Below are 23851 nucleotides of genomic sequence, written 5' to 3'. Positions count from 1 at the left end.
AAATGCCCCCATGAGCACCCTGACCTTCCGCGCCGCCACGTCGGCCGACATCCCCGCCCTGATCACCCTGGTCACCTCGGCCTACCGCGGCGACGCCAGCCGCGTCGGCTGGACCACCGAAGCCGACCTGCTGGACGGCGCCCGCGTCGATGCCGAAGGCATCCAGGGCGACCTGGACCGCCCGCGCTCGACCATCCTGCTGGCCGAACGCGACGGCCAGCTCGTGGCCTGTACCCACGTCGCCGACGTCGACGGCAAGGGCTACTTCGGCATGTTCTCGGTCGACCCGGCCCAGCAGGGCGGCGGCGTCGGCAAGCAGTTGATGGACGCAGCCGAAGCCCTCGCCGCACGCGAATGGAACGTGCCGGTGATGCAGATGACCGTGATCGACATCCGCGACGAACTGATCGCCTTCTATGAGCGCCGCGGTTACCAGCGCACCGGCATCAAGAAGCCGTTCCCGTATGGCGACGAACGTTTCGGCATCCCCAAGCGCGACGACCTGCGCTTCGAGATCCTGGAAAAGCCGCTGGCCGGAGCCACCGCGTGAGTGAGGCCTGGACCTTTGTCTGCGCCGGCGCCGAACTGCTGCCGGGCGAAATGAAGAGCGTGTTCGACGAAGTCACCGGTACGCCGATCGTGGTGTTCAACCTCGACGGCGAACTGTACGCGCTGGAAGACCAATGCACGCACGAGGAGTTCGAGCTGTCCTCGGGTGAGTTCAACACCGCCGAGGGCAGCGTTGAATGCGTGCTGCATGGCGCGCGCTTCGACGTGCGTGATGGCCGCGCCCTGTGTGCGCCGGCCTATACCGCGGTGCCGAAGTTTCCGGTGAAGCGCGAACACGACGCCATCTGGACCCGCGACGACCGCGATTGAAGCCCAGGGCACCCACCCACGGGGTGGCTCTCCTGACGGGCGCCTGGAGGGCCTTTCAGGGGCCCTGCGGGCAACTCGGAGCCGCTTACAAATCACGCAGATGCGAATCATTATCGTTGGTGTTATGCTAACTAACATCTTCGTCACGACTCCACCTGCGCCATGGCCTCGCCCGCGCCTACCGTCCTGCTGTGCCAGCTTGCTCGTCGGGGTTGGCCACTGCTTGTGGCCGCGCTGCTGACTCTGTGGTTGGGCTGGTCGGCGTTGCAGGAAGGACGGAGCACGCTGACAGATGCGCCCGGAACCTACGTCCAGGACGTAGCGCCGTCTTCGCCCCCATATTCGCTGCCCCACGAGCACGCGATGCAACGCGCGGAATCCGAGCCGGAAGGAAGCCGGGGCGACAAGCCCCCGGTACTGCGGCGGCTGTGCCTGCAGCGCCCGGAACATGCCCCAGCAGACGCTCCGACGCCGGCGATACCTGATCCGCCGGTGCCCGTGATCGATCGTCGCCAGCCGCCTTCGCACGCACCGCCCGCGCAGCTGGCCTGACGCTTTTCTGCGCGCTGCGCAGCCGCTGGACTGCATTTCCCTTTCCCTTCCTGTTGCCGCGCTGTCCAGCGCCGGCGGCTCCTTCCTGTTCCTTCTCTGCAGACGCCCATGAACCCGATCAAAAGCCGCAAGCACGCTTCGCCGCTTCGTACCCTGCCGCTGGCCACCGCCAGCCTCGCTGCCGGCCTCGGCCTGGCCGCGCTGCCTGTGCTGGCCCACGCCGAAGCCACCGACAACGCCCGCACCCTAGACAAGGTCGACGTCCATGCAGTTCGCGGTTACAAGGCTGACAAGGTTGCCTCGCCCAAGTTCACACAGCGCCTGCAGGACACCCCGCAGACCATCCAGATCATCACCAGCGACCTGTTCAACCAGCAGGGTGCCACCACCCTGACCGAGGCACTGCGCAACAGCCCCGGCGTGGGCACCTTCTATGCCGGTGAAAACGGCAACACCACCACCGGCGACGCACTGTTCATGCGTGGCTTCGACACCTCCAACAGCCTGTTCGTCGACGGCGTGCGCGACCTTGGCTCGATCTCACGCGATGTGTTCAACATCGAACAGGTGGAAGTGACGAAGGGCCCGGCCGGCACCGACAATGGCCGCTCCGCACCGACCGGTGCGATCAATCTGGTCAGCAAGCAGGCCAATCTGCAGGACGCGACGTCGGCCAGCGTGTCGCTGGGCAGCGACCAGCAGCGACGCACCACCGGCGACTGGAACCAGACGCTGGGTGCGACCAGCGCGCTGCGCGTCAATGCGATGTGGCAGGACAGCGACCAGCCGGGCCGCGACCATGTGCAGAACAAGCGCTGGGGTATTGCGCCATCGCTGGCCTTCGGCCTGGGCACCGCTACCCGCTACTACCTCAACCTGCTGTACGTGAAGCAGGACAACGTGCCCGATGGCGGCGTGCCGACCCTGGGCCTGCCTGGCTGGGCCGCGCAGCCGACCCTGGAAGCGCTGGCCGGTCATCCGGTGAACCCGGAGAACTTCTACGGTACGCGTGCAGACCATGATGACGTGACCGCGAAGATGGCCACGTTCCGCTTCGAACACGACTTCAGCGACACGCTGCGCCTGACCAACACCACGCGTTGGGGCCGCACAGAACAGGACTACCTGCTGACGGCCTTCATGGGTACCGGCGTTCGCGGTGCGAATGGCCGCCCGACCGGCAACATCAGCTACACCAATCCGGCCGATCTATCGACCTACGCGATCGCGCGCAGCCTGCCGACCTTCAAGGACCAGCGCAACACCATCCTCACCGATCAGTTGAACCTGCGCGCCGACTTCAACACCGGCAGCGTCGGTCATGCGCTGAGCACCGGCCTGGAATTCACCCGCGAAGAGCTGGACAGCTACGGGCAGGCCGCCACCGGCGGCACCACCTGGCCGGCAGCGAATCTGTACAACCCCGACTGGAACGTGGGCGGGCTGACCTGGGCGCACAATGGCGCCGATGCCCACGGCAAGACCACAACCTCCTCGGCCTATCTGTTCGATACCCTGTCCTTCGGCGAGAGCTTCCTGCTGACCGCGGGCGTGCGCGCCGACCACTACAAGACCGAGTACGCGAGCGCATCGGTGTGCGGTGGTCGCGGTGGCCCGGCATGCGGCAGCAATCCAACCGGCACCGTGCTGCGCAACCCGACCCTGGAAGCGTCCGACACGCTGCTGAACTGGAAGCTCGGTGCACTGTACAAAGTGGGCGAGACGGTCAGCATCTATGCCAACTACGCCGTCTCACAGCAGCCTCCTGGCGGCGCGAACTTCCAGCTGAGTAGCTCGGCCAGCAGTGCCGACAACCCCAAGCTCGACCCGCAGAAGGCCAAAACCTTCGAAGTGGGCAGCAAGTGGGCGTTCCTGGATGACGCGCTTGCAGTGAATCTGGCGCTGTTCCAGACCGACGTTGACAACGAGATCAACACCACCGTGCTCGACGATGCCGGCAACCCGACCCAGACCGGCAGCAAGCGGGTCAAGGGCGTGGAGCTCTCTGCAGTCGGTCGCCTGACCGACAACTGGTCGGTCACCGCCGGCTACAGCCACCTCGACACCGAGGTGAAGGAAGGTGCCAAGGTAGCCGCCGATGGCACCACCAACCTGACCTACACCCCGGCCGACACGTTTACCGGCTGGACCAGTTACACCCTGCCCTTCGGCCTGACCATCGGTGGCGGCGTGCGCTATGCCGGTGGCATGCACCGTGGCACCGACGGTGCGGTGGGTACCCCATCGTTCACCAAGTCCTACGTTGTCTATGACGCCGTCGTGTCCTGGGCGATCAATGACTCCATCTCGCTGCGCTTGAACGGTTACAACCTGTTCGACAAGCAGTACGTGGCCAGCATCAACAAGAGCGGCTACCGTTATACCCCGGGCGCCCCGCGCACCTTCCTGCTCAGCGCGGACGTCCGCTTCTGATGTCATGGCGCGGGGGAGCCCGTCTCCCCCGCGCATCGATGAGGAACCGCCATGCTGCTGCACATCCCCAACGTGCTTGCACCTGAAGAAGTGGCGCAGATCCGCCAGCGGCTGGACGCTGCCGACTGGACCGACGGACGCGAGACGGTCGGCTCACAGGGTGCGCAGGTCAAACACAACGAGCAGTTGCCCGATGCCTCACCGCTGAAGGCTGCGCTGGCCTCCGTGGTGCTGGCCGCGCTCAAGCGCAGCCCGCTGTTCTTTGCCGCCTCGCTGCCCTTGAAGTACCTGCCACCGCGCTTCAACCGCTACAGCGGCGGCGGCACCTACGGCTTCCACGTCGATGGCGCGGTGATGAACCTGGCCAACGGCGAGCAGCTGCGCTCGGACGTCTCCTGCACGCTGTTCCTGTCCGACCCGGACGAGTACGACGGCGGCGAGCTGATCATCAGTGATACCTACGGCGAGCACGAGGTGAAACTGCCGGCCGGTGATCTGATCGTGTATCCCTCCAGCAGCCTGCACAAGGTCAATCCGGTCACCCGCGGTGCGCGCGTGGCATCGTTCTTCTGGGTGCAGAGCATGATCCGCGACGATGTGCAGCGTCGTCTGCTGTGGGAGATGGATACTTCCATCGAGCGCCTGCGGCAGACCAATGGTGATGCCGACGCGGTGCTGCAGCTGACCGGCGTGTACCACAACCTGCTGCGACGCTGGAGCGAGGTCTGAACCGATCAGGCCACCCTTGCGTCAATTTGGCAATCATTCTCATTTGCAACGGCTAACGGGTCTCATTACAATCACGCCCCGTTGACGCCGGATGTTCCGGCCAGCCAGGGATCTCCGCTTGCGTCGCCCGTTCCGCCCCCGCCCGCTTCGGCTTGTACAGCTCGGCACCGCCATGCGCGGCCGTCGGCCTGCGCTGGCCAGCCTGCTGGCGTGGGTGGCGATGCTGACCCTGTTGCTGGGCACCCTGCCGCTGCTGCCGGTCGCCCACGCTGCCGCGCCGCAGGCGCTGCAGCAGCCGCTGGAAGAGCGCGGCGGCGAAGGCCCTTTGCAGGAAGAAGCGCCGGCCAAACTGCGGCGCTGCGCCTCGGCACCGGCCAAGTCCACGGACAAGCCGATCCCGCCGCTGTTGCTGGCCAGCCACTGGCTGCGCACCGAACTTGATCTGGTTCCCTCTGCGTCGGTTCCCTCCGGCGCGCGTCCGCACTGGCCGCTGGCCGTACCGGACATGCCTTGGGCCGATGCGCCCGGGCGCCGCCAGCAACGCGGCCAGGCGCCGCCGCTCGCCTGATCCACGGCACGCCGTGACCGCCTGCGCGGTTGCGACGGCTCGCCGCTGCCTGTTTCGCCCCTGCCGCCCCTGACCGGGCCATCCCTGCCCTGCCGTGCGCGTTCCGCGCCCTGCATCGCGCTGCCCTACATCCTTCGAGGTATCTGCCATGGCCCAGCGCCATCGTGTCCGTTCGTCCCTGTCCCGACATCTGTTGACCAGCGCTGTGCTGGCTGCGGTCGCGGCGCCCGCCTACGCCAATGGTGCCGCCAGCGGCGCGCCGCAGACGCTGGACAAGGTGGTGGTGACCGCCTCCGGTTTCGAGCAGAAGGTAGTCGATGCACCGGCCAGCATCAGCGTGGTCAGCCGCGAAGAGCTGAGCAAGCGCCCTTACACCAGCCTGGTCGACGCCCTGCGCGACGTCGAAGGCATCGACGTCGGCCTGGAAGCCACCGACAAGAACGGCCGCGCCACCATCTCCATGCGCGGCCTGCCGTCGGAGTACACCCTGGTGCTGATCGACGGTCGCCGCCAGAGCAACGCCGGCCAGCTGTATCCGAACAACTTCGGTGGTGGCCAGTTCGCCTACCTGCCGCCGCTGGATGCGATCGAGCGCATCGAAGTGGTGCGTGGCCCGATGTCCACGCTGTACGGCTCGGATGCAATGGGCGGCGTCATCAACATCATCACCCGCCGCAACCAGGACAGCTGGCGCGGTGCGGTCACCCAGGGCTTCACCGTGCAGCAGGACGACCAGTTCGGCGACGCGCGCAGCACCGATCTGTACCTGAGCGGCCCGCTGGTCAAGGATCGCCTGGGCCTGGCCGTGCGCGGCAGCTACTACGACGCCAAGGCATCCAATCCCGAATGGGATGCGCTGACCCTGCCCGACGGCACGCTGTGGGAACGCAGCATCGGTTTCGGTGGCGGCGGCAAGTCGGTGGCCAACACCAACTGGAACACCGGCGTGCGCCTGAACTTCCATGTCAACGACGACCACGAACTGTGGCTGGACTACGACGTCTCACGCCAGAAGTACGACAACAGCGAAGGCCAGACCGGCACCCTCGACAGCCTGGCCAGCCTGTGGCGCGTGGGCAACGCGGTGGTGCCGAACCCGAATGGCAGCGGCACCGTCACCCGCCGCGTGGTGCAGCCGCGCGTGGGCTACACCGCCTACCAGCGCTATGAGCGCGACCAGCTCTCGCTGACCCATCAAGGCCGCTACAGCTTCGGCACCTGGCAGACCTCGCTGACCCACAGCAAGAGCAACAACCTCGGCCGCTCGCTGCCGCTGACGCTGGACGAGCGCGCCGGCCTGCAGACCCTGTGGAACGACGTCTGCCGCCGCACCGGTGCCGCCAACAACTGTGCCGCCGGCCGCAACAACGGACTGGCCGCACTCAACGCCAGCGAACAGGCACGCCTGCAGGCGTTCCTGCCGCGGCCGCTGCGCACCATGGAACTGGAAGGCTACGTGCTGGACACGATGCTCGACCTCGACTTCGGTGCGCACAAGCTGACCGTGGGCGGCCAATACAACGACACCGACATGGTGGACGGCGTGTTCGGCATGGACGGTGCCGGCTACCGCAGCAACACCAAACAGAAGCACCGCATGTGGGCGCTGTTCGCCGAGGACAACTGGTCGCTGACCGACACCCTGACCGCCACCTTCGGCCTGCGCTACGACGACCACAACATCTTCGGCAGCCACCTCAGCCCGCGCGGCTACCTGGTCTGGAATGCCACCGATGCCTGGACCTTCAAGGGTGGCGTCAGCACCGGCTACAAGACCCCGCGTCCGGACCAGCTGTTCCCCGGCATCACCGGCTTTGGTGGCCAGGGCGTGCTCCCGCTGGTGGGCTCGCCGAACCTGAAGCCGGAAACCAGCACCAACTACGAGCTGGCCGCCTATTACGAGGGCCAGCGCTGGGGCTTCAACGTCACCGGTTTCATCAACAAGTTCGAAGACAAGATCGCCAGCGGCGGCACATTCCCCAACTGTGAAGTCGCGCCGGCCGGCAGTGGCTACTGCGTGGACATCGGCCCGGGCTGGGCGTCGCTGGGCTACAGCACCTTCACCCAGAGCGTGAACATCGACAAGGCCGAGACACGTGGCGCAGAACTGGCCGGCCACGTCGACCTGCTGGACACCCTGCAGCTGCGCGGCAACTACACCTGGACCAAGAGCGAGCAGACCGCCGGTTCCGGCAAGGGCCTGCCGATCACCGGCACCATGCCGGCCAAGCACATGGCCAACGCCAGCCTGAACTGGCAACTCAACGATGCCATCAGCCTGTCGTTGATCGGCGAAGGCCGCTACGACCGCTACCGCGACACGATCCTTGATGCCGCCGGTGCCAGTCATACCCGCTACTACGAGGACTACACTCTCTTCCACCTCGGTGGCAGCTGGAAGGCCACGCAGTGGCTGACGGTCAACGCGCGGGTCAACAACCTGTTCGACAAGAACTTCGTCTCGCAGTCGTGCCTGCTGACCAGCCCCAGCGAATACAACTGCGTGGACGACTACGCCACCAAGGACCAGCGCCGCAGCTACTGGATCTCGCTCAACGCGAAGTTCTGATCGCCGCTCTGGTGGGTGCCGACCTTGGTCGGCACCGCTTCATCCACGCATGGCGTGGATCCACCGACCCGTGGTAGTGCCGGCCGCTGGCCGGCAACCACGCGATGCTCTCAGGTGGCATGGGATTGCCGGCCAGCGGCCGGCACTACCCCTTCAGAGATACACAACGACATCTAATTGCGAGCAATTCTCATCAATGATGTAATGACCAGTATTCATCCGTCCCGAACCGTGCCGTGAGCCGTCCCGCATCTTCCACCGTGCAGCAGCAGAGCCGCGGCTTCTGGCTGCGTACCCTGCACCAGTGGCACTGGATCAGCTCTGCGGTCTGCCTGATCGGCATGCTCCTGTTCGCGGTGACCGGCCTGACGCTGAACCATGCAGCAAAGATCGAGGCCAAGCCACAGGTGCAGAACCAGCACCTGGAACTGCCGGCCGAACTGCTCGGCGGTCTGGGCTCCCGCGAGGACGGCAATGCACCACTGCCACGCCCGGCCCGGCAATGGCTCGACGATCAGCTGGGCGTCTCCATCGGCGGTCGACCCGCCGAATGGTCGGCCGAGGAAATCTATCTGTCACTGCCACGCCCCGGCGGCGACGCCTGGTTGAGCATCGACCGCGAAACCGGCGCGGTGGAGTACGAATCCACCTCGCGCGGCGCGGTGTCCTATCTCAACGACCTGCACAAGGGCCGCAATGCCGGCCCCGCATGGGGCTGGTTCCTGGACGTGTTCGCCGTGGCCTGCCTGGTGTTCTGCATCACCGGCCTGTTCCTGCTGCACCTGCATGCGCGGCAGCGACGCATGACCTGGCCACTGGTCGGCCTGGGCCTGATGATCCCGCTGCTGATCGCCCTGCTGCTGATCCACTGACTTCCACCGTGACTTCCATCCGTTCTTCCGGAGCCGCCCCATGCGCGTCACCCTGACCATCGCCCTCAGCGGCCTGCTGGCCACCTCGCCGGCTTACGCCACCACCCTCGACATCAACGTCGAAGTGCCCAAGCTCAACGTGGCCGAGTACCACCGCCCGTACGTGGCGGTGTGGCTGGAAGGCGCCGACCAGAAGGTCGCCGCCAACCTGTCGGTCTGGTACCAGCAGACCAGCAACAGCGAAGGCCATGGCACCAAGTGGCTGCCCGACCTGCGCCAGTGGTGGCGCAAGAGCGGCCGCACCCTGCAGGTGCCGGTGGACGGCGTGACCGGCCCGACCCGCCCGGCCGGCAAGCACGCGCTGTCGTTCAACGACAAGCAGCCCGTACTGAAGCAGCTGGCCCCGGGCAACTACACCCTGGTGGTGGAAGCGGTGCGCGAAGTCGGCGGCCGTGAACTGCTGAAGATTCCCTTCACCTGGCCGGCCACCGCCGCACAGAACGGCCGCGCGCAGGGCGCCACCGAACTGGGCCAGGTCACCCTCGCCGTCAAACCGTAATTGCCTGAGCCGGGGTCAGAGCCTTTTCCGCTGGAAAGGGATCCGCCCCCATCGCAGCACCCCAGGGGTCGGATCACTTCCGCAGGAAGGGCTCTGACCTCATCAATCACCCTGGAGTCTTCCGCATGAAGCGCACGCTCGTCCTCGCCGCCGCTCTGGCCGCTGCCCTTCCCTTCTCTGCCCTGGCCCACAAGGCCTGGCTGCTGCCCTCGCAGACCGTGATCGCCGGCAACGCGCCGTGGATCACCGTCGACGGTGCGGTCTCCAACGACCTGTTCTACTTCAATCACGTGCCGCTGCGCCTGGAATCGGTGGTGATCACCGCCCCGGATGGCAGCACCGTGCAGGCGCAGAACGCGGCCACCGGCAAGTACCGCAGCGTGTTCGACGTCGAGCTGAAGCAGCAGGGCACCTACCGCATCGCCTCGGTCAACGACGGCCTGTCGGCCACCTATGAACTGAACGGCGAGCGCAAGCGCTGGCGCGGTACCGCCGCCACCTTCGGCGAACTGCCCAAGGATGCGAAGAAGCTGGAAGTGAGCCAGTCGGTCGGCCGCGTGGAGACCTTCGTCACCAACGGGGCGCCGAACGACACCGCGCTGAAGCCGACCAACCGCGGCATCGAACTGGTGGCCGTCGGTCACCCGAACGACCTGTTCGCCGGCGAGGAAGCCACCTTCCGCGTACTGGTCGACGGCAAGCCGACCGCAGGCCTGGAGTTCGAGATCGTGCGCGGCGGCACCCGCTACCGCAACGCGCAGGACGAGCAGAAGCTGACCAGCGACGCCAAGGGCGAGATCAGGGTGACCTGGCCGGAAGCCGGCATGTACTGGCTGGAAACCGGCACCGAGGACAAGAAGACCTCGGTCAAGCAGGCCGCCAAGCGCCGCCTCAGCTACGTCGCAACGCTGGAAGTGCTGCCGCAGTAAAGACAGCGCTGCGATACCCGGCGCGCCCTGGTATCGCAGCCTGCCACGCATGCCCATGACCTCTACCGCACCCGACATCGCCCGGCTGGGCGGCACCACCATGGGCACCACCTGGAGCGTGTCACTGGTCGTACCGCGCCAGCGCGACCTGCATCCACTGCATGCTGGCATCCAGGCACGTCTGGATGAAGTGGTCGCGCAGATGAGCACCTGGGAAGCGGGTTCCGACCTGAGCCGCTACAACCGTGCCGACGCAGGTCAGTACCTCGTGCTTCCCATCGAGACACGCCATGTGTTGGCCTGCGCGCAGGCCATCGCTGCAGCCAGCGGCGGTGCGTTCGACCCCACCGTCGGCCCGCTGGTGGCGCTGTGGGGCTTCGGCGCCCATGCCGGCGCACGGCGCGCACCCGATGCCGCCACGTTGCAGGCAACGCGTGCACGCTGCGGCTGGCAGCGCCTGCACTGGCAGGACGATGCGCTGCTGCAGCCCGGTGGCCTGGAGCTGGATCTTTCGGCGATCGCCAAGGGCTTCGGCGTCGACCACGTCGCCGCCTGGCTGCGCGGCCAGGGTGTCGATGCCGCGCTGATTGAAGTCGGTGGGGAACTGGCCGGTTACGGCCGCAAGCCCGACGGCCAGCCGTGGCGCGTGCTGGTGGAGTCGGCGCCGGAAGAAGATGCCCACACCGATACGCCACCGCGTGTCCTGGCGCTGGACGGCAAGGCGGTGGCCACCTCCGGCGATCGCTGGCACCACTATCACGACGATGACGTGGCCTACAGCCACAGCCTCGACCCGAGCAGCGGCACGCCGGTACGGCAGGTCGCAGCCGCCGTCACTGTGGTCGCCAGCGACGCGATGCACGCTGACGCGTGGGCCACCGCGCTGACCGTGCTCGGCCGCGACGCAGGCATCGCGCTGGCAGAGCGCGAGGGGCTGGCCGCGCGCTATCTGGAACGCACCACCACCGGCCCACGCGAAACCCTCAGCAGCGCCTTCCAGCAGCTGCTGGATGAGCAGGCTGGATGAGCATGCGTTTCCCGCGCGCGACCGTTGGCAACGTCATGGTGCTGGCCCTGCTGGCCGTGATCGGCGGGGCACTGCTGCGTCTGCACCTGGGCGAAGCGTGGTGGCAGGGTGCACCGCCGGCCCGGCAATGGGGCATCGCGCTGGCCGCCACCGCGCTGTATCTGCTGGCGTGTGGCGTGCTGTGGTGGCGCAGCCGTCCGCGCGACGACACGCCCGAAGGCGGCAACCCACCGATGCTGCTGGTCTGGTCCAGCCAGACCGGCTTCGCCCGCGAACTGGCCGAGCGCAGTGCGCAGGCTCTGCGCTCGGCCGGCATGCCGGTGCGCCTGCGCGGTCTGCATGGGGTCGATGCCACCCTGCTGGCGGGCAGCGCGCGTGCACTGTTCATCGTCAGCACCACCGGCGAAGGCGATGCACCCGACCACGCCCTGCCCTTCCTGCGCAAGGTGATGAGCACGCCGCCGCCGCTGCAGCACGTGCAGTACGGGGTGCTCGCACTGGGCGATCGCAGCTACGGGCATTTCTGCGCGTTCGGCCACCAACTGCATGACTGGCTGCGCCAGCACGGAGCACATCCGCTGTTCGATGCCATTGAAGTCGACAACGCCGATCCAGCTGCCCTGCGCCACTGGCAACAACTGCTTGGCCAGCTCGGCGGCGGCGCGAGCGAACTTCCCGATTGGACACCGGCCGAGTACCAGCCGTGGACGCTGCTGCAGCGTACCCACCTCAACCCCGGCAGTGCCGGTGGTCCGGTCTATTGGCTGCGCCTGCAGCCCCCGACCGGCAGCGGCACGCAGTGGCAGGCCGGTGACATCGCCGAGGTCGGTCCGCAGCATGCCGAACAGAGCACGCGCGACTGGCTGCAGACGCAGGGCTTCGATGCGGACACCGTGTTGGACGACGGCACGACGCTGCTCGCCCGCGTTGCGCGCTCGCACCTGCCGTCATTGGTTGCAGCAGGCGATCTGCCTGGGCTGTTGGCGGCACTGCAGCCCCTGCCACATCGCGAATACTCCATCGCCTCGGTAATGGACAACGGCGCGGTGGAACTGCTGCTGCGCCGGCAGCTGCGTGCCGATGGCACGCCGGGCATCGGCAGTGGCTGGCTGTGCGACCACGCCGCCATCGGCGGGCCGGTACAGATGCGCCTGCGCCGCAACGAGAATTTCCATGGCGTCGCCGCTGATGTTCCACTGCTGCTGATCGGCAACGGCACTGGTATCGCCGGCCTGCGCGCGCACCTGCACGAACGCGCACGCATTGGCGGTGCCCGCACCTGGCTGTTGTTCGGCGAACGCTCGGCCGCGCATGATTTCCACTTCGGCGATGAACTGCAGGCGATGCTCGGCAACGGCAGGCTGACCCGCCTGGATACGGTGTTCAGCCGTGATGGCGGCGCACATCGCTACGTGCAGGATCGCCTGCTGGCCGAAGCATCCACGCTGCGGCAGTGGGTCGATGACGGCGCGACGATCCTGGTCTGCGGCAGCCTGCAGGGCATGGCCCCGGCAGTGGATGCGGTGATCGAGCAGGTGCTCGGTGCCGACGGCAAGGAAGCGCTGCTGCTGGCCGGTCGTTACCGGCGCGACGTGTATTGAGCGAACGTTTGGGGTAAACCGCCTCTTGTGGGTGCGAACTGCCTCCTGGAGGGTATGAACCTTGGTTGGCACCCTGCTGCGGCATCGGCTGCCACATCCACGCATGGCGTGGATCTACTGAGCGGCTGGCGGCGATCCCTTGTTCGCACCCTGCTGCGATATCGGCTGCTGCATCCACGCATGGCGTGGATCTACTGAACGGCTGGCGGCGATCCCTTGTTGGCACCCTGCTGCGGCATCGGCTGCTGCATCCACGCATGGCGTGGATCTACTGAACGGCTGGCGGCGATCCCTTGTCCGCACCTGCGATATCGGCCGTCGCATCCACGCATGGCGTGGATCTACGCGGATCCAGGGTGACAACCATGCTGCAGTAGATCCACGCCATGCGTGGATGATTGCCTCCGGGCGCCGACGCTGGCTCAGCCGCCCGCCGCGCTCACCCGTATCGCCAACAACTCGCCGCCGCCCTGCAATGCATGCCGCTGACGCTCACCGGCGGCCAACCACGCGGTATCGCCGGCCTGCATCGCAGGCAATCCGCTGTCCGCGCCGAACGTGGCCTGCCCGCCCAACAGGTGCAGGGCCCAGGCCACGCCCGGCTCGCAGAAGAAGAACATCGGCCCGACCAGTGGACGGTGCAGCAGCTCGGCCTGCAGCAGTCCGCGCTTCCACATCAGGTTGAAATCGTGGGTGGTGCCGTCCACCAGCTCGCCGTGCAGCGCAGCCTCACCGGCAAAACGCACGCGCCCATGCGGTGGCAGCACCTCGGCTACGCGGCCGTCCTCGAAACGCAGGCGCACGCCATTGCCCTGCAGCAGCACCAGTTCGCGCTCGACGCCCGGGAATGCGGAAAACGCGGCGTCCTGCTCGATCTCGGCCACCGACAGGCGCAACGCCCAATCATCGCCCTGCGCTGGCAACCGCAGGATCTCGCGGGTCCAGCCGAGGCCATTGCGCCAGCGTTCGCGGCGGTAGTCCAGGCTGGAAATCACCTGGCTCGGGGTCTGCAGCAGGGAGTCGATGTTCATGCGCGCATTGCATCATGCCGCGCGCCGCAACGCATCAACGCGTTGCAAGACCCGCAGCCGTACCGCAATCGCCGCCCAGCAGCTGTGAGTGCTTGAGCCAGTCCTTGTCGGGGTAGTACGCAAACACCATCGTGCCGCCTCGCAACGCGTCGATCAGCGGCTTGGCCACCGACAACCGCACCGCCGGGCAGCCCAGACTGCGCCCCAACCGCCCCTGCAACTGCGCAGTGGACGGATTCACATACGGCGCACCGTGGATGACGATGGCGCGCTCGCGTGCACGATCGTTGAACCCCGGCTCCAACCCTGCCAGGCGCAGCGAATAGCCGTTGCCGCCCATGTAGGTTTCCTGCGCGGTGAACGCACCGATGCTGGACATGAAGCTGCCATCGCGGTTGGAGAAATGTTCGGTGCGGTTCTCGCCGCTGTTGCGGCCGTGCGCCACCCACTCCTCGAACAACAGCCGCTGGCGGGCGAGATCGAAGACCCACATCCGCGGCTCGGTGGACGGCCGCGAGTAATCGATCACGCTCAGGCGTTCACTGCTGACTCCCAGCTCCGGCCGCTGCAGTGCGCAGCGCATGGCGTGGGCAGCCAACTGCAGAACCCGACGGTCCGCCTTGGGCGCGGTGCGTGCCAGCTGCGCGGCGAGGTCGTCGGCGCTGATGGCGGCAATAGGCGTCTGTGCCCCGGCCGGGGCACTGGCAGTGGTTGCCAGCAGGCCAAGGGCGGCCAGCCGGCACAGGCGGGAAGCAGACATGGGCACGTAGGGAGGTCTCAGGATCCCTTGAGGGTGGACGCTGGCGGCTCTGATTCCAAGACCGGCTGCATTCCCGATTCAGCCGCGCTTGGGCGCACCGCCGGCAGCGACGTCACCAGCAGGGTCGTGCCCGGCACCAGCACCTGGTACAGCTGGCGAGCGAAATCGGCCGGCAGGGCCATCGGCAACGACGGCGTGGCCAGCAGGTCCGGCGTGGCCTGGGCGCGGTCCTGGCCGAGCAGCGGATAGGCCGTCCACTGGTGCAGGCGCTGCTGTGCATCAAGCGGGCTGGGCGTATCGCTGTAGCCCTGGCCCATCACGAACAGGGTGGTGCCCTGGAACGCTGGCAGCGCGTCGGCCTTCAGCGGCGACTCACCGATCATCACGCCATCGCGCAGCACGTACAGGCGCTGGTCGTGCAGGCTGACCAGGATGCCGACCTGGCCACTGGGTGCGGCCGCATCATCCCACCAGGCCTTGTCGGGAGCACCGCCCTCGCCTTCCGGCAGGGCCTGGCCGCGTGCATTCACCGGCGCCAGCACCGCCGGATAGGCCAGCGTCATCGGCGCGCTCTTGGCATCGGCCACGACCACCGTATCGCCGCGCTTGGTTTCGCTGAACAGCTTCTGGGCGAAGGCCTGCGGCAGGCGCACGCAGCCATGCGAGGCCGGATGCCCGGGCAGGCTGCCGCCGTGAAGGGCGATGCCGTCCCAGGTCAGCCGCTGCATGTACGGCATGGGTGCGCTGTTGTAGAGGTTGGAGCGGTGGTCCTTGTCCTTCTGCAGGATGGTGAACACACCGGTCGGCGTCTCATGGCCGGTCTTGCCCGAGCTGATCGTGGTCAGGCCGATGGCAATGCCATTGCGGTACACGTAAGCCCGTTGCTCATCCAGGCTCACCACCAGCACGATCGGACCGGCCGGCGAGACTTCCGGATGCCACAGGTACTCGCCCGGCTTGAGGTCGGTCGGCCCGCGTACTTCGGAGGTCGTGGCCACGACAGGCTTGGAGGGTGCGGCCGCCTGTGCGGCGCACGGCAGTGCCAAGGCCACGGCGAGCATCAAGGTCAAACGGTGCAGGTGCATCCAGCAGGTTCCATTCCATGCGAAGGCCCCACCGTACACCATGGGCACGTCGCAGCCGCGCCAAAAGAAATTGCCCGGCGACACAGCCATGTGTCGTACCGGGCAATCGTCACGTCCCTGTCGGCCTGCTGCCACCCCCTCGCATCCTGCGAAGCGGGGGCGGCGTTGCATCCTGCACGCGGCCGCGTCTGTCCTGTTTGTATCTCAGCCCCTTCCACAGGTCTGTGATGCCACCATCCTGGTGATTGGTGCCGCATCCCTGCGACGGTCGGCGGCTGCAGCCATCCTGTCCGCAGCCATTGAACCTGCATCCTGCAGATTCCGACGATTCCTGTTGTCAGCGCCTGGGTACGGTTCGCACCGGTACCGATCCGGGTACCGGATCCGCAGGCAACATCGTGTTGCCAACGGTGATCCGTCGTCGATTCCGTTCGACGATCGATGTCCCTATCCCCTTCACCTGCGTCAGGTCCTCGACGCGGTGAAACGGGCCGTGTCTGCGCCGGTGCTCGACGATCGCCGCAGCCTTGGTGGCCCCGACCATCGTCAATCCCTGCTGCAGCGCCTGGGCATCGGCCCGGTTGATGTCGATCGGCTCGGCAGCTTGCGCTCCCGCGATCCACACTCCCAGCACCAGCGCCCTTAACACGACAAACCAAGGCACGACGTGTATCTCCTTGTGGTTCTGACCGTCCCGACCGGCAATCCCGTCGGTCGAAACAGTGTCCGTCACCACATGCACACAGCGTATAGGGTTCACGGATTTCTAAAAGCCAGCCAAATACCCGACGTGATGTAGGGAAAACCCTACCCTTGGCCGAGGCGTAGAATGGGCGGATCAGCCATGCAACCGGAGTTTCAGATGGACAGCGCCAAGCTCGGCCAATTCGTCAATGACAAGTGGGACAGCGAAATCGTCCCGCAGTTGGTCGACTACATCCGCATTCCCAACAAGTCGCCGATGTTCGACGCCAACTGGGTGCAGAACGGCTACATGGAGCAGGCGGTCACCCTGATGGAAACCTGGGCCAAGGCCCAGGACCTGCCCGGCCTGAAGGTCGAAGTGGTGCGCCTGGAAGGCCGTACCCCGCTGATTCTGCTGGAAATTCCGGCTACCGGCGCCGAAACCGGCGACGACACCATCCTGCTCTACGGGCACCTGGACAAGCAGCCGGAGATGACCGGCTGGGATGACGACCTGGGCCCGCGGACCCCGGTCCTGCGCGGCGACAAGCTGTATGGCCGTGGCGGTGCCGATGACGGCTACGCCATCTTCGGCTCGCTGGCCGCCGTGCTGGCACTGCAGGCCCAGGGCTTGCCGCATGCCCGCTGCGTGGTTCTGATCGAAGCCTGTGAAGAGTCGGGCAGCTACGACCTGCCGGCCTACGTGGACCATCTGGCTGACCGCATCGGCAAGCCGTCGCTGGTGGTCTGCCTGGATTCGGGCTGTGCCAACTACGACCAGCTGTGGTGCACCACCTCGCTGCGCGGCCTGACCGGCGGCAACTTCTCGGTGAAGGTGCTCAACGAAGGCGTGCACTCCGGTGATGCCTCCGGCGTGGTGCCGTCCAGCTTCCGCCTGCTGCGCCAGCTGCTGTCGCGCATCGAGGACCAGGACACCGGCCGCATCCTGATCGACGGCATGAACGTGGAGATCCCGGCCGAGCGCCTGGAACAGGCCAAGCGTGCCGCCGACGTGGTCGACACCGCGATCTTCGAGAAATTCCCGCTGGTCGATGGCCTCAAGCCGATGAACGACGACCTGACCGAGCTGGTGCTCAACCGCACCTGGCGCCCTGCCCTCTCGGTGACCGGCATCGGCGGCATGCCGCCGCTGGAATCGGCCGGCAACGTGCTGCGCCCGCATACCGCAGTGAAGCTGTCGCTGCGCCTGCCGCCCACTGCCGATGGCAAGACCTGCGGCGAGCTGCTGAAGGAAGCGCTGCTGCGCGATCCGCCGAACGGCGCGCAGGTCACCCTGGACCTGGAAAAGGCCTCCACCGGCTGGAACGCGCCGGCGATGGCACCGTGGCTGACCAAGGCCATCGACGATGCCAGCCAGACCTTCTTCGGCAAGCCGGCGATGTACATGGGCGAAGGCGGCTCGATCCCGTTCATGGGCATGCTGGGCGAGAAGTTCCCGGGCGCCCAGTTCATGATCACCGGCGTGCTCGGCCCGCACTCCAATGCCCACGGCCCGAACGAGTTCCTGCACATCCCGATGGGCAAGAAGGTCACCGCGTGCGTGTCCAAGGTGATCAGCGAGCACTACGCGGCCAGCCTGCGTGGCGAGACCAGCGGTTCGCCGGTAGCCGCCGACAGCGGCACCCGCCACGGCGACCACGGCTGCTGCTGATCCAGCACGCAGTGACGGACGCAGCCCGGCCTTGCTAGGCTGCGTCCAACCTTCCAGAGCACTGATCGCATGAACGGTCTGTTTGGCAGCACCAGCTGGCTCTACATCATCCTGGTCGGCTTCTTCGTCGGCCTGCTGGGACGCTTCTTCATGCCCGGCAACAACCGCATGGGCTGCCTGCTGACCATCGTGCTGGGCATCATCGGCGCGCTGCTGGCCGGCTGGTTCGGCCAGTACATGGGCTGGTACGCGCCCGGTGAACCGGCCGGCTTCCTCGGCGCGGTGCTGGGTGCGGTCGTCGTGCTGGCGATCCTGCGCCTGTTCAGCGGCCGCCGCTGAGCCGCCCTCTCTTTTCCCATTCTGCCCCCGACGTTGGCGCGCCCGGCGCGCCCGGATCTGCCTGCATGACCGAACCCGCCTCTGATCCCCAGCGCAGCGCACAGCGCCTGCAGTGGGCCCGTACCCAGCTTGACGACGGCAACACCGTGGTCGAACGCGCCTCGGTCGACGCCGGCATGCGCAGCTACTGGCGCACCACCAGCCAGCGCGGCAGCCACATCGTGATGGACGCCCCGCCGGGGCTGGAAGACCCCACGCCGTGGCTGCGCATGCGCGGCCTGCTGCACGATCACGGCCTGCGCGTGCCCGCCCTGCTTGCCCAGGACCTCGACGCCGGCTTCCTGCTGCTGGAAGACCTGGGCGGCCCGACGCTGGCGAAGATCCTCGACGAACGCAATGCCGACGCGTGGTTCAGCCGATCCATCGATCAGCTGCTGCGCCTGCAGGCCATTCCGGTGCCGGCCGATTTCGGCCAGTTCGGCGAAGCGCTGCTGCAGCGTGATGCTGGCCTGTTCGACGAGTGGTTCCTGCAACGCCATCTTGGCCTTGAACTGGACTGCGGCGAGATCGAAGGCCTGCAGCTGGTGCACCGTCGGCTGATGGACAACGCGCTGGGCCAGGCCCAGCTGATGACCCACCGCGACTACATGCCGCGCAACCTGATGCCGGTGGATGGCGGCCCTGCGGTGCTGGATTTCCAGGACCTGGTGCGTGGCCCGATCGCGTACGACGCGGTAAGTCTGTTCAAGGATGCCTTCCTGAGCTGGCCGCTGCAGCGCGTGGACGAATGGCTGGCGCAGTATCACCAGCGCGCACGCGATGCCGGCCTGCCGGTACCCGACCGTGCCACTTTCCTGCGCGATGCCGACTGGATGGGCATCCAGCGCCACGTGAAGATCCTCGGCCTGTTCTGCCGCCTGCGCTATCGCGACAACAAGGGCCACTACCTGGACGATGCGCCGCGCTTCATCGCCTACCTCGATGAAGTGCTGCCGCGCTATCGCGAACTGGCGCCCCTGCAGCAGTTGCTGGAAACGCGGATCAAACCGGCACTGGCCGAGTTGGTCGCGCCGATGCGCGTGCAGCGCTGAAGGCCGCATCGATGAAGGCACTGATTTTCGCCGCCGGCCTGGGTGAGCGCATGCGCCCCCTCACCCTGCACACGCCCAAGCCGCTGCTGGCAGTGGCCGGCAAACCCCTGATCGCGTGGCATCTGGAGCGGTTGGCTGCGCTCGGCATCCACGACGTGGTGATCAATACCGCGTGGCTCGCCGAGCAGTTCCCGGCCGCATTGGGCGATGGCAGCCAATGGGGCCTGCGCCTGCATTTCATGCACGAAGGCGATACCCCGCTGGAAACCGGTGGCGGCATCCTCAATGCATTGCCGGCGCTGGGGGACGATCCGTTCCTGGTAGTGAACGGCGATATCTGGACCGATTTCGATTTCGCCACGCTGCCGCGTGAACCGGCCGGCCAAGCGCATCTGGTGCTGGTCGACAACCCGGCGCAGCACCCCAACGGCGACTACCGGCTGGACGCGCACGGTGTGCTGCACCATGACCGCGAAGGCCCGTGCCTGACCTATGCGGGCATCGGCGTCTATCGTCCGTCGATCGTGGCCGATTGGCGTGCGGTGATCGGTGAGGCACCGGGCAGCGAGCGTGTGCCACCGAAGTTTTCGGTGGTGCCGTTGCAGAAGCATTTCATGGCACAGGGGTTGATGACGGGGCAGCATCATCGCGGGCGCTGGACCGATGTCGGGACCGTTGATCGCCTGCATGCGCTGGATGCGGAGTTGGCCGCGAACGGCTGAGCCCGTCGTGGTTGGTCGCTTGAATCAAAAGCCGTGCTTGGCCGGGCGGGTGGGCCATGCAGGGGACGCTGCAAGTACGTCCCTGTAAGCTCGATGGCGCCATCCATGGCGCCAACGCCCCTGCATGGCCCACCCGCCCGACCTCTGACAGTCTGCGTGTGCGTCCAGCCACGGAAAAGAAGGAAAAGCAGAAGCGGGTCGCTTCGCTCTGGTGACGACCAACGGTCGTCACCCACCACAAGCAGAGAACGTCGGATCCAAAGCAGTCCTTCCTGGGAAAGTCTCATCCACGCATGGCGTGGATCTACTTGTCGCCATCCATGGCGCCAACGCCCCTGCATGGCCCACCCGCCCGACCTCTGACAAATTCCGTGCGCGTCCAGCCACGAAAAAGAAAAAAGAAAAGCAGAAGCGGATCGCTTCGCTCTTGTGACGACCAACGGTCGACACCCACCAACAGCAGTGCAGAACGCCGACACGGCAGATCGCGGGAACCTGTCGAAGGCGGGGTGGCTCAGGTTGCGGGGGCGTGAGCGCCATGGATGGCGCGACCGAGGCTACAGGGACGTACTTGCGCCGTCCCCCGCAACCTGAGCCACCCCGCCATCCCACGGATATCGAGCTTTTGCTGTTGACGTTGACGTTGACGTTGCCCTGGCTTCGGCGGGTGCAGGGCGCAGCCCTGCCTAACACCCAACACCCCTCAGTAACGAGGACGGCCTTCTTCCAGCACCTGGCGCAGGAACGGCACGGTGATCCGCCGCTTCGCCGCCAGCGACTCGCGATCCAGCCAGTCCAGCAGCGTGATCAGCCCACCCAGCTCGCGCCCGGTGTGCGACAGCAGCCACTCGATGGCGGCCTCGTCGATCGCCAGCCCCCTGCGCAGCGCGCGCTCGCGCAGCACCGCCGCGCGGCCTTCCTCGTCCAGCGGCTGCAACAGCACGCGCACGCATTGGCCCAGGCGCGAACGCAGGTCCGGCAGCACCAGGCCCAGTTCGCCCGGCGACTTCTGTGCGGTGTACAGCACCGTCACGTCGGCAGCGCGCGCGCGGTTGTGGAAATCGAACAGCGCGATTTCATCCTCACGATTGCTTGCCACCGCATCCAGGCCATCCAGCGCCACCAGCTCGCGCTGCTCAAGCCCTTCCAGCGCCACCCGCACCCGGCCGACCACGCTGGCCAGCGGCACATAGGTCGGCAGGCGCCCGGCCTGCTCGGCGCTGGAACACATCGCCAGTGCCTGGTGGGTCTTGCCGGTGCCGGCCGCGCCTTCCAGGTACACCCAGTCGTGGCTGGCCCCTACCGCGATGGCATGCAGCTGCGCCAGCGCGCCGTCCGGCGCGCCGATGAAGCTTTCCAGCCGCTGGTCCCGCGGGTAATGCAGGGCCAGCGGAAGTTGCGGCACACCAATCACTTCAGTTCCGGACCCTTGTCATTGCCAGGCACGATGATATGGGGCTGGTCGATCACACCATCAAGCACGATCGCGGGCTTCTCGCCGGCGTACAGCTCACTCTGGCGGTAACGCTGGTGCGCATAGCGCAACAGCACATTGCTGACCGCCGCCACCGGCAGCGCCAGCAGCATGCCCAGGAAGCCGAACAGCTGGCCACCGGCCATCACCGCGAAGATCACCGCCACCGGGTGCAGGCCGATCTTGTCGCCGACGATGCGCGGGGTCAGCACGTAGCTCTCCAGCAGCTGGCCAACGGTGAACACCACGCCCACCAGGATCAGCAGTTTCAGGTCGAACCCCTGCGCCTGTACCAGCGCAGCCACGATCGCCATCAGGATGCCGGTGGTCGCGCCCAGGTAGGGAATGAAGCTGATCAGGCCGGCGATCAGGCCGATCAGCAGGCCCAGCTTGAGCCCGACCAGCGACAGGCCACCGGCGTAGATCACGCCCAGCGCCAGCATCACCAGGAACTGCCCGCGGATGAAGGCGCCGAGCACCTCGTTGGATTCACGTGCCAGCGTGGTGATCGTGCCGATCTGGTTGCGCGGGATCACCGATGCCACGCGTTCGACCAGCTTGTCCCAGTCACGCAGGAAGTAGAACGCCAGGATCGGCAGCAGCAACAGGTTGACCACCCAGGTGACCACCGTGAAGCCCGAACGCGATACGTAGCCCATGAAGGTCGTGGCGAATCCGCCGGCCTGCTGCCAATGGCTGCGCACCCATTCGATCACACGGTCCGGATCCATCCACTGCATCACTTCCAGCCCGGTCTTCTGCTCGAACCAGGGAATGCCCTTCTCCATCAGCCAGGCCTGCGCCTGCGGGGCCGCGGCGATCAGGGTGCTGATCTGGCGCTCGATCATCGGCACCAGCACCAGCAGCAGCGCGACGATCACCAGCACCATTGCCACGAACACCAGCACCACGCCGGTCATGCGCGAGCGGCCGGTGGCTTCGATGCGGTCCACCAGCGGATCGCCCAGCCAGGCCAGCGCCAGCGCCAGCACGAACGGCGTCAGGATCGGCGCCAGCAGCCACACGACCCAGCCGATCAGGCCGGCCAGCAGGATGAACTTCAGCCGCCGCAGGAACTGCGCAATTTCCGCTTCCGGGGACAGGATCATCGCAGGCGGTACTCATTGCTGACCGGCGCCGGTGCCGGTGCACCGGTCGTATCGTCGATCGGCGTCGGCAGGGCCGGCAGTGTCGCCGACGGCACCAGCACGCCGTTGTCGCCGAGCATGCGGTTGAAGCCGGCCAGGCCGGTGGTCATTTCCAGATTCAGTTCCAGATGGTCGGCGGTCGCGCGCAGCGGGGTGACGTTGCGCACCACCGCCACTTCACGCAGGCCGGCGGCCAGGCGCAGGTATTCGTCGGCACTGTTGATGCCGGTCACCACCACGCGGTAGGTGCCCGCCTGGCCGGTGGCCGCACCGGCCTTGGCATAACGCTTGACCAGCGCGTCGGCAGCGCCATCGGCACCGGCGGCCATCGCGCGCATGGCGTTGGCGTCCTTGCTGGTCCACTTGTTCAGTTCCCGGCCGTTGTCGACGAACACCCAGTCCGCCTGCCAGCCGCCATTGGCGCGGTAAAGCTTGCCGATCAGCTGCATCGGCGGCGAATAGCGCGACGAGGCCCGCGCGACTGCAGCGCTGTCCTGGCGCCAGATGGCACCGGCCAGGGCCTGCTCGGCGGCGCCACCACTGGGCAGGCCGAGCTTGTAGCCGCGCTCGATGGCCCGGCTCAGCAGCGGCCGCGCAGCATTGGCCTGCTGCACGCTGACCAGGCGCGGACCACTGCCGTCGTCGACGGCCAGCCACAGCACCGGCTTCGGCCGGGGCTGCGGCCACAGCGGCAGGCCCAGGGCCGACACCAGCCCGTCCACGTCATCCTCGCGGAAGCGCGCGACCAGCAGGGTACGGAAGCTCGGCGCACCGCTGGCGCCCACGCTCTGGTCCTGCTTGTAGTCGTAGCTGGCCACATAGTCCTTGGCATTGCGCAACGCCTGCGCCACGCCGGGGCGCGACATGACGCTGCGATCGCCGGACAATTTGCCCAGTACAACGCTCAACGCGCGGGCAAGTGCACCGTTGCGGTCAGCCTCGGCTTGGCTGTTGACGGGCACTTCGGCCTCGTACGCACCACTGGCAGTGGCAACATCCCCCTCGGTTCGCATGCCGCTCTGGGCCATCGTGGCCACCGGCAGGCACAGCGCAAGGAGCAGGGTCAAAAACAGGCTGCGGCGCATCAGGACATCCATTGGCTCGACGTATCCGGGGGGAATTGTTGC

Annotated in this window: 22 protein-coding genes; 15 read left to right on the top strand and 7 right to left on the bottom strand. The window is 66.9% G+C overall.

The window, feature by feature from the left end; all coding sequences use genetic code 11:
- Window positions 1-10 precede the first annotated feature (10 nt).
- From J2X70_RS07960 to J2X70_RS07910, 11 genes are all read left to right on the top strand, one after another.
- Entirely contained in the window at window positions 11-550 is a 540-nt protein-coding gene (locus tag J2X70_RS07960) for a GNAT family N-acetyltransferase (RefSeq protein WP_309909776.1), read from the top strand.
- Complete coding sequence (locus tag J2X70_RS07955) at window positions 547-879, top strand: non-heme iron oxygenase ferredoxin subunit (RefSeq protein ID WP_025873985.1); 333 nt, start codon at window positions 547-549, stop codon at window positions 877-879. The genes J2X70_RS07960 and J2X70_RS07955 overlap by 4 nt, the downstream gene beginning before the upstream one ends.
- A 660-nt stretch (window positions 880-1539) precedes the next feature.
- Window positions 1540-3864 (top strand): catecholate siderophore receptor Fiu, encoded by a 2325-nt coding sequence (locus J2X70_RS07950; protein WP_309909774.1) that lies wholly within the window; start codon window positions 1540-1542, stop codon window positions 3862-3864.
- Window positions 3865-3915: 51 nt separating this feature from the next.
- Entirely contained in the window at window positions 3916-4593 is a 678-nt protein-coding gene (locus J2X70_RS07945) for a Fe2+-dependent dioxygenase (protein WP_309909772.1), read from the top strand.
- A 172-nt stretch (window positions 4594-4765) separates the two neighbouring features.
- Window positions 4766-5161, top strand: coding sequence for a hypothetical protein (locus J2X70_RS07940; RefSeq protein WP_080149535.1), 396 nt, complete (start codon window positions 4766-4768; stop codon window positions 5159-5161).
- Window positions 5162-5309: 148 nt separating this feature from the next.
- The gene (locus J2X70_RS07935; RefSeq protein ID WP_301864135.1) at window positions 5310-7730 is read left to right on the top strand and encodes a TonB-dependent receptor; all 2421 of its coding nucleotides are present in this window, start codon (window positions 5310-5312) and stop codon (window positions 7728-7730) included.
- Between the two features lie 236 nt (window positions 7731-7966).
- Entirely contained in the window at window positions 7967-8602 is a 636-nt protein-coding gene (locus J2X70_RS07930; RefSeq protein WP_309909769.1) for a PepSY-associated TM helix domain-containing protein, read from the top strand.
- A gap of 40 nt (window positions 8603-8642) precedes the next feature.
- Window positions 8643-9161 (top strand): DUF2271 domain-containing protein, encoded by a 519-nt coding sequence (locus J2X70_RS07925; RefSeq protein ID WP_025873991.1) that lies wholly within the window; start codon window positions 8643-8645, stop codon window positions 9159-9161.
- Between the two features lie 125 nt (window positions 9162-9286).
- A complete protein-coding gene (locus tag J2X70_RS07920; protein WP_309909767.1) occupies window positions 9287-10090 on the top strand; it encodes a DUF4198 domain-containing protein in 804 nt (267 codons plus the stop codon).
- A 55-nt stretch (window positions 10091-10145) separates the two neighbouring features.
- A complete protein-coding gene (locus tag J2X70_RS07915; protein ID WP_309909765.1) occupies window positions 10146-11117 on the top strand; it encodes an FAD:protein FMN transferase in 972 nt (323 codons plus the stop codon).
- Window positions 11114-12718: a sulfite reductase subunit alpha gene (locus tag J2X70_RS07910; RefSeq protein ID WP_309909762.1), complete on the top strand. Its 1605-nt coding sequence runs from the start codon at window positions 11114-11116 to the stop codon at window positions 12716-12718. The genes J2X70_RS07915 and J2X70_RS07910 overlap by 4 nt, the downstream gene beginning before the upstream one ends.
- Window positions 12719-13140: 422 nt before the next feature.
- Here J2X70_RS07910 and J2X70_RS07905 read toward each other — a convergent pair whose 3' ends face one another.
- The 4 genes from J2X70_RS07905 to J2X70_RS07890 form a co-directional block, all read right to left on the bottom strand.
- Window positions 13141-13749: a HutD family protein gene (locus tag J2X70_RS07905; RefSeq protein ID WP_032975832.1), complete on the bottom strand. Its 609-nt coding sequence runs from the start codon at window positions 13747-13749 to the stop codon at window positions 13141-13143.
- A 34-nt stretch (window positions 13750-13783) separates the two neighbouring features.
- Window positions 13784-14509, bottom strand: coding sequence for a murein L,D-transpeptidase catalytic domain family protein (locus J2X70_RS07900; RefSeq protein WP_025873996.1), 726 nt, complete (start codon window positions 14507-14509; stop codon window positions 13784-13786).
- A 17-nt stretch (window positions 14510-14526) separates the two neighbouring features.
- Window positions 14527-15594: a L,D-transpeptidase gene (locus tag J2X70_RS07895; RefSeq protein WP_105164937.1), complete on the bottom strand. Its 1068-nt coding sequence runs from the start codon at window positions 15592-15594 to the stop codon at window positions 14527-14529.
- A gap of 337 nt (window positions 15595-15931) precedes the next feature.
- Window positions 15932-16258 (bottom strand): helix-hairpin-helix domain-containing protein, encoded by a 327-nt coding sequence (locus tag J2X70_RS07890; protein WP_033832065.1) that lies wholly within the window; start codon window positions 16256-16258, stop codon window positions 15932-15934.
- A 198-nt stretch (window positions 16259-16456) separates the two neighbouring features.
- Between J2X70_RS07890 and J2X70_RS07885 the strand changes: the two genes are divergently transcribed.
- The 4 genes from J2X70_RS07885 (at window position 16457) to murU (ending at window position 20102) form a co-directional block, all read left to right on the top strand.
- Entirely contained in the window at window positions 16457-17950 is a 1494-nt protein-coding gene (locus tag J2X70_RS07885) for a M20 family metallopeptidase (protein WP_309909757.1), read from the top strand.
- A 69-nt stretch (window positions 17951-18019) separates the two neighbouring features.
- Window positions 18020-18289 (top strand): GlsB/YeaQ/YmgE family stress response membrane protein, encoded by a 270-nt coding sequence (locus tag J2X70_RS07880; RefSeq protein ID WP_025874000.1) that lies wholly within the window; start codon window positions 18020-18022, stop codon window positions 18287-18289.
- Between the two features lie 65 nt (window positions 18290-18354).
- Window positions 18355-19380 (top strand): phosphotransferase, encoded by a 1026-nt coding sequence (locus J2X70_RS07875; protein WP_309909755.1) that lies wholly within the window; start codon window positions 18355-18357, stop codon window positions 19378-19380.
- Between the two features lie 11 nt (window positions 19381-19391).
- Entirely contained in the window at window positions 19392-20102 is a 711-nt protein-coding gene (murU, locus tag J2X70_RS07870; RefSeq protein ID WP_032975826.1) for an N-acetylmuramate alpha-1-phosphate uridylyltransferase MurU, read from the top strand.
- A gap of 703 nt (window positions 20103-20805) precedes the next feature.
- Here murU and hda read toward each other — a convergent pair.
- Genes hda through J2X70_RS07855 form a run of 3 tightly spaced genes read right to left on the bottom strand, consistent with a single transcriptional unit; the run spans window position 20806 to window position 23809 of the window.
- On the bottom strand, window positions 20806-21513 hold the full coding sequence (gene hda, locus J2X70_RS07865; protein WP_218789453.1) for a DnaA regulatory inactivator Hda: 708 nt from the start codon (window positions 21511-21513) through the stop codon (window positions 20806-20808).
- On the bottom strand, window positions 21513-22685 hold the full coding sequence (locus J2X70_RS07860; protein ID WP_032977517.1) for an AI-2E family transporter: 1173 nt from the start codon (window positions 22683-22685) through the stop codon (window positions 21513-21515). The genes hda and J2X70_RS07860 overlap by 1 nt, the downstream gene beginning before the upstream one ends.
- Entirely contained in the window at window positions 22682-23809 is a 1128-nt protein-coding gene (locus J2X70_RS07855; RefSeq protein WP_223482051.1) for a DUF2066 domain-containing protein, read from the bottom strand. The genes J2X70_RS07860 and J2X70_RS07855 overlap by 4 nt, the downstream gene beginning before the upstream one ends.
- Between the last annotated feature and the right edge of the window lie 42 nt (window positions 23810-23851).

It is taken from the genome of Stenotrophomonas sp. 1337 (genome assembly GCF_031455455.1).
GTDB classification, from domain to species: Bacteria; Pseudomonadota; Gammaproteobacteria; order Xanthomonadales; family Xanthomonadaceae; genus Stenotrophomonas; species Stenotrophomonas indicatrix.
The sequence above is the reverse complement of the archived record's forward strand: the minus strand, read 5'-3'. Positions and strand labels throughout refer to the sequence as shown.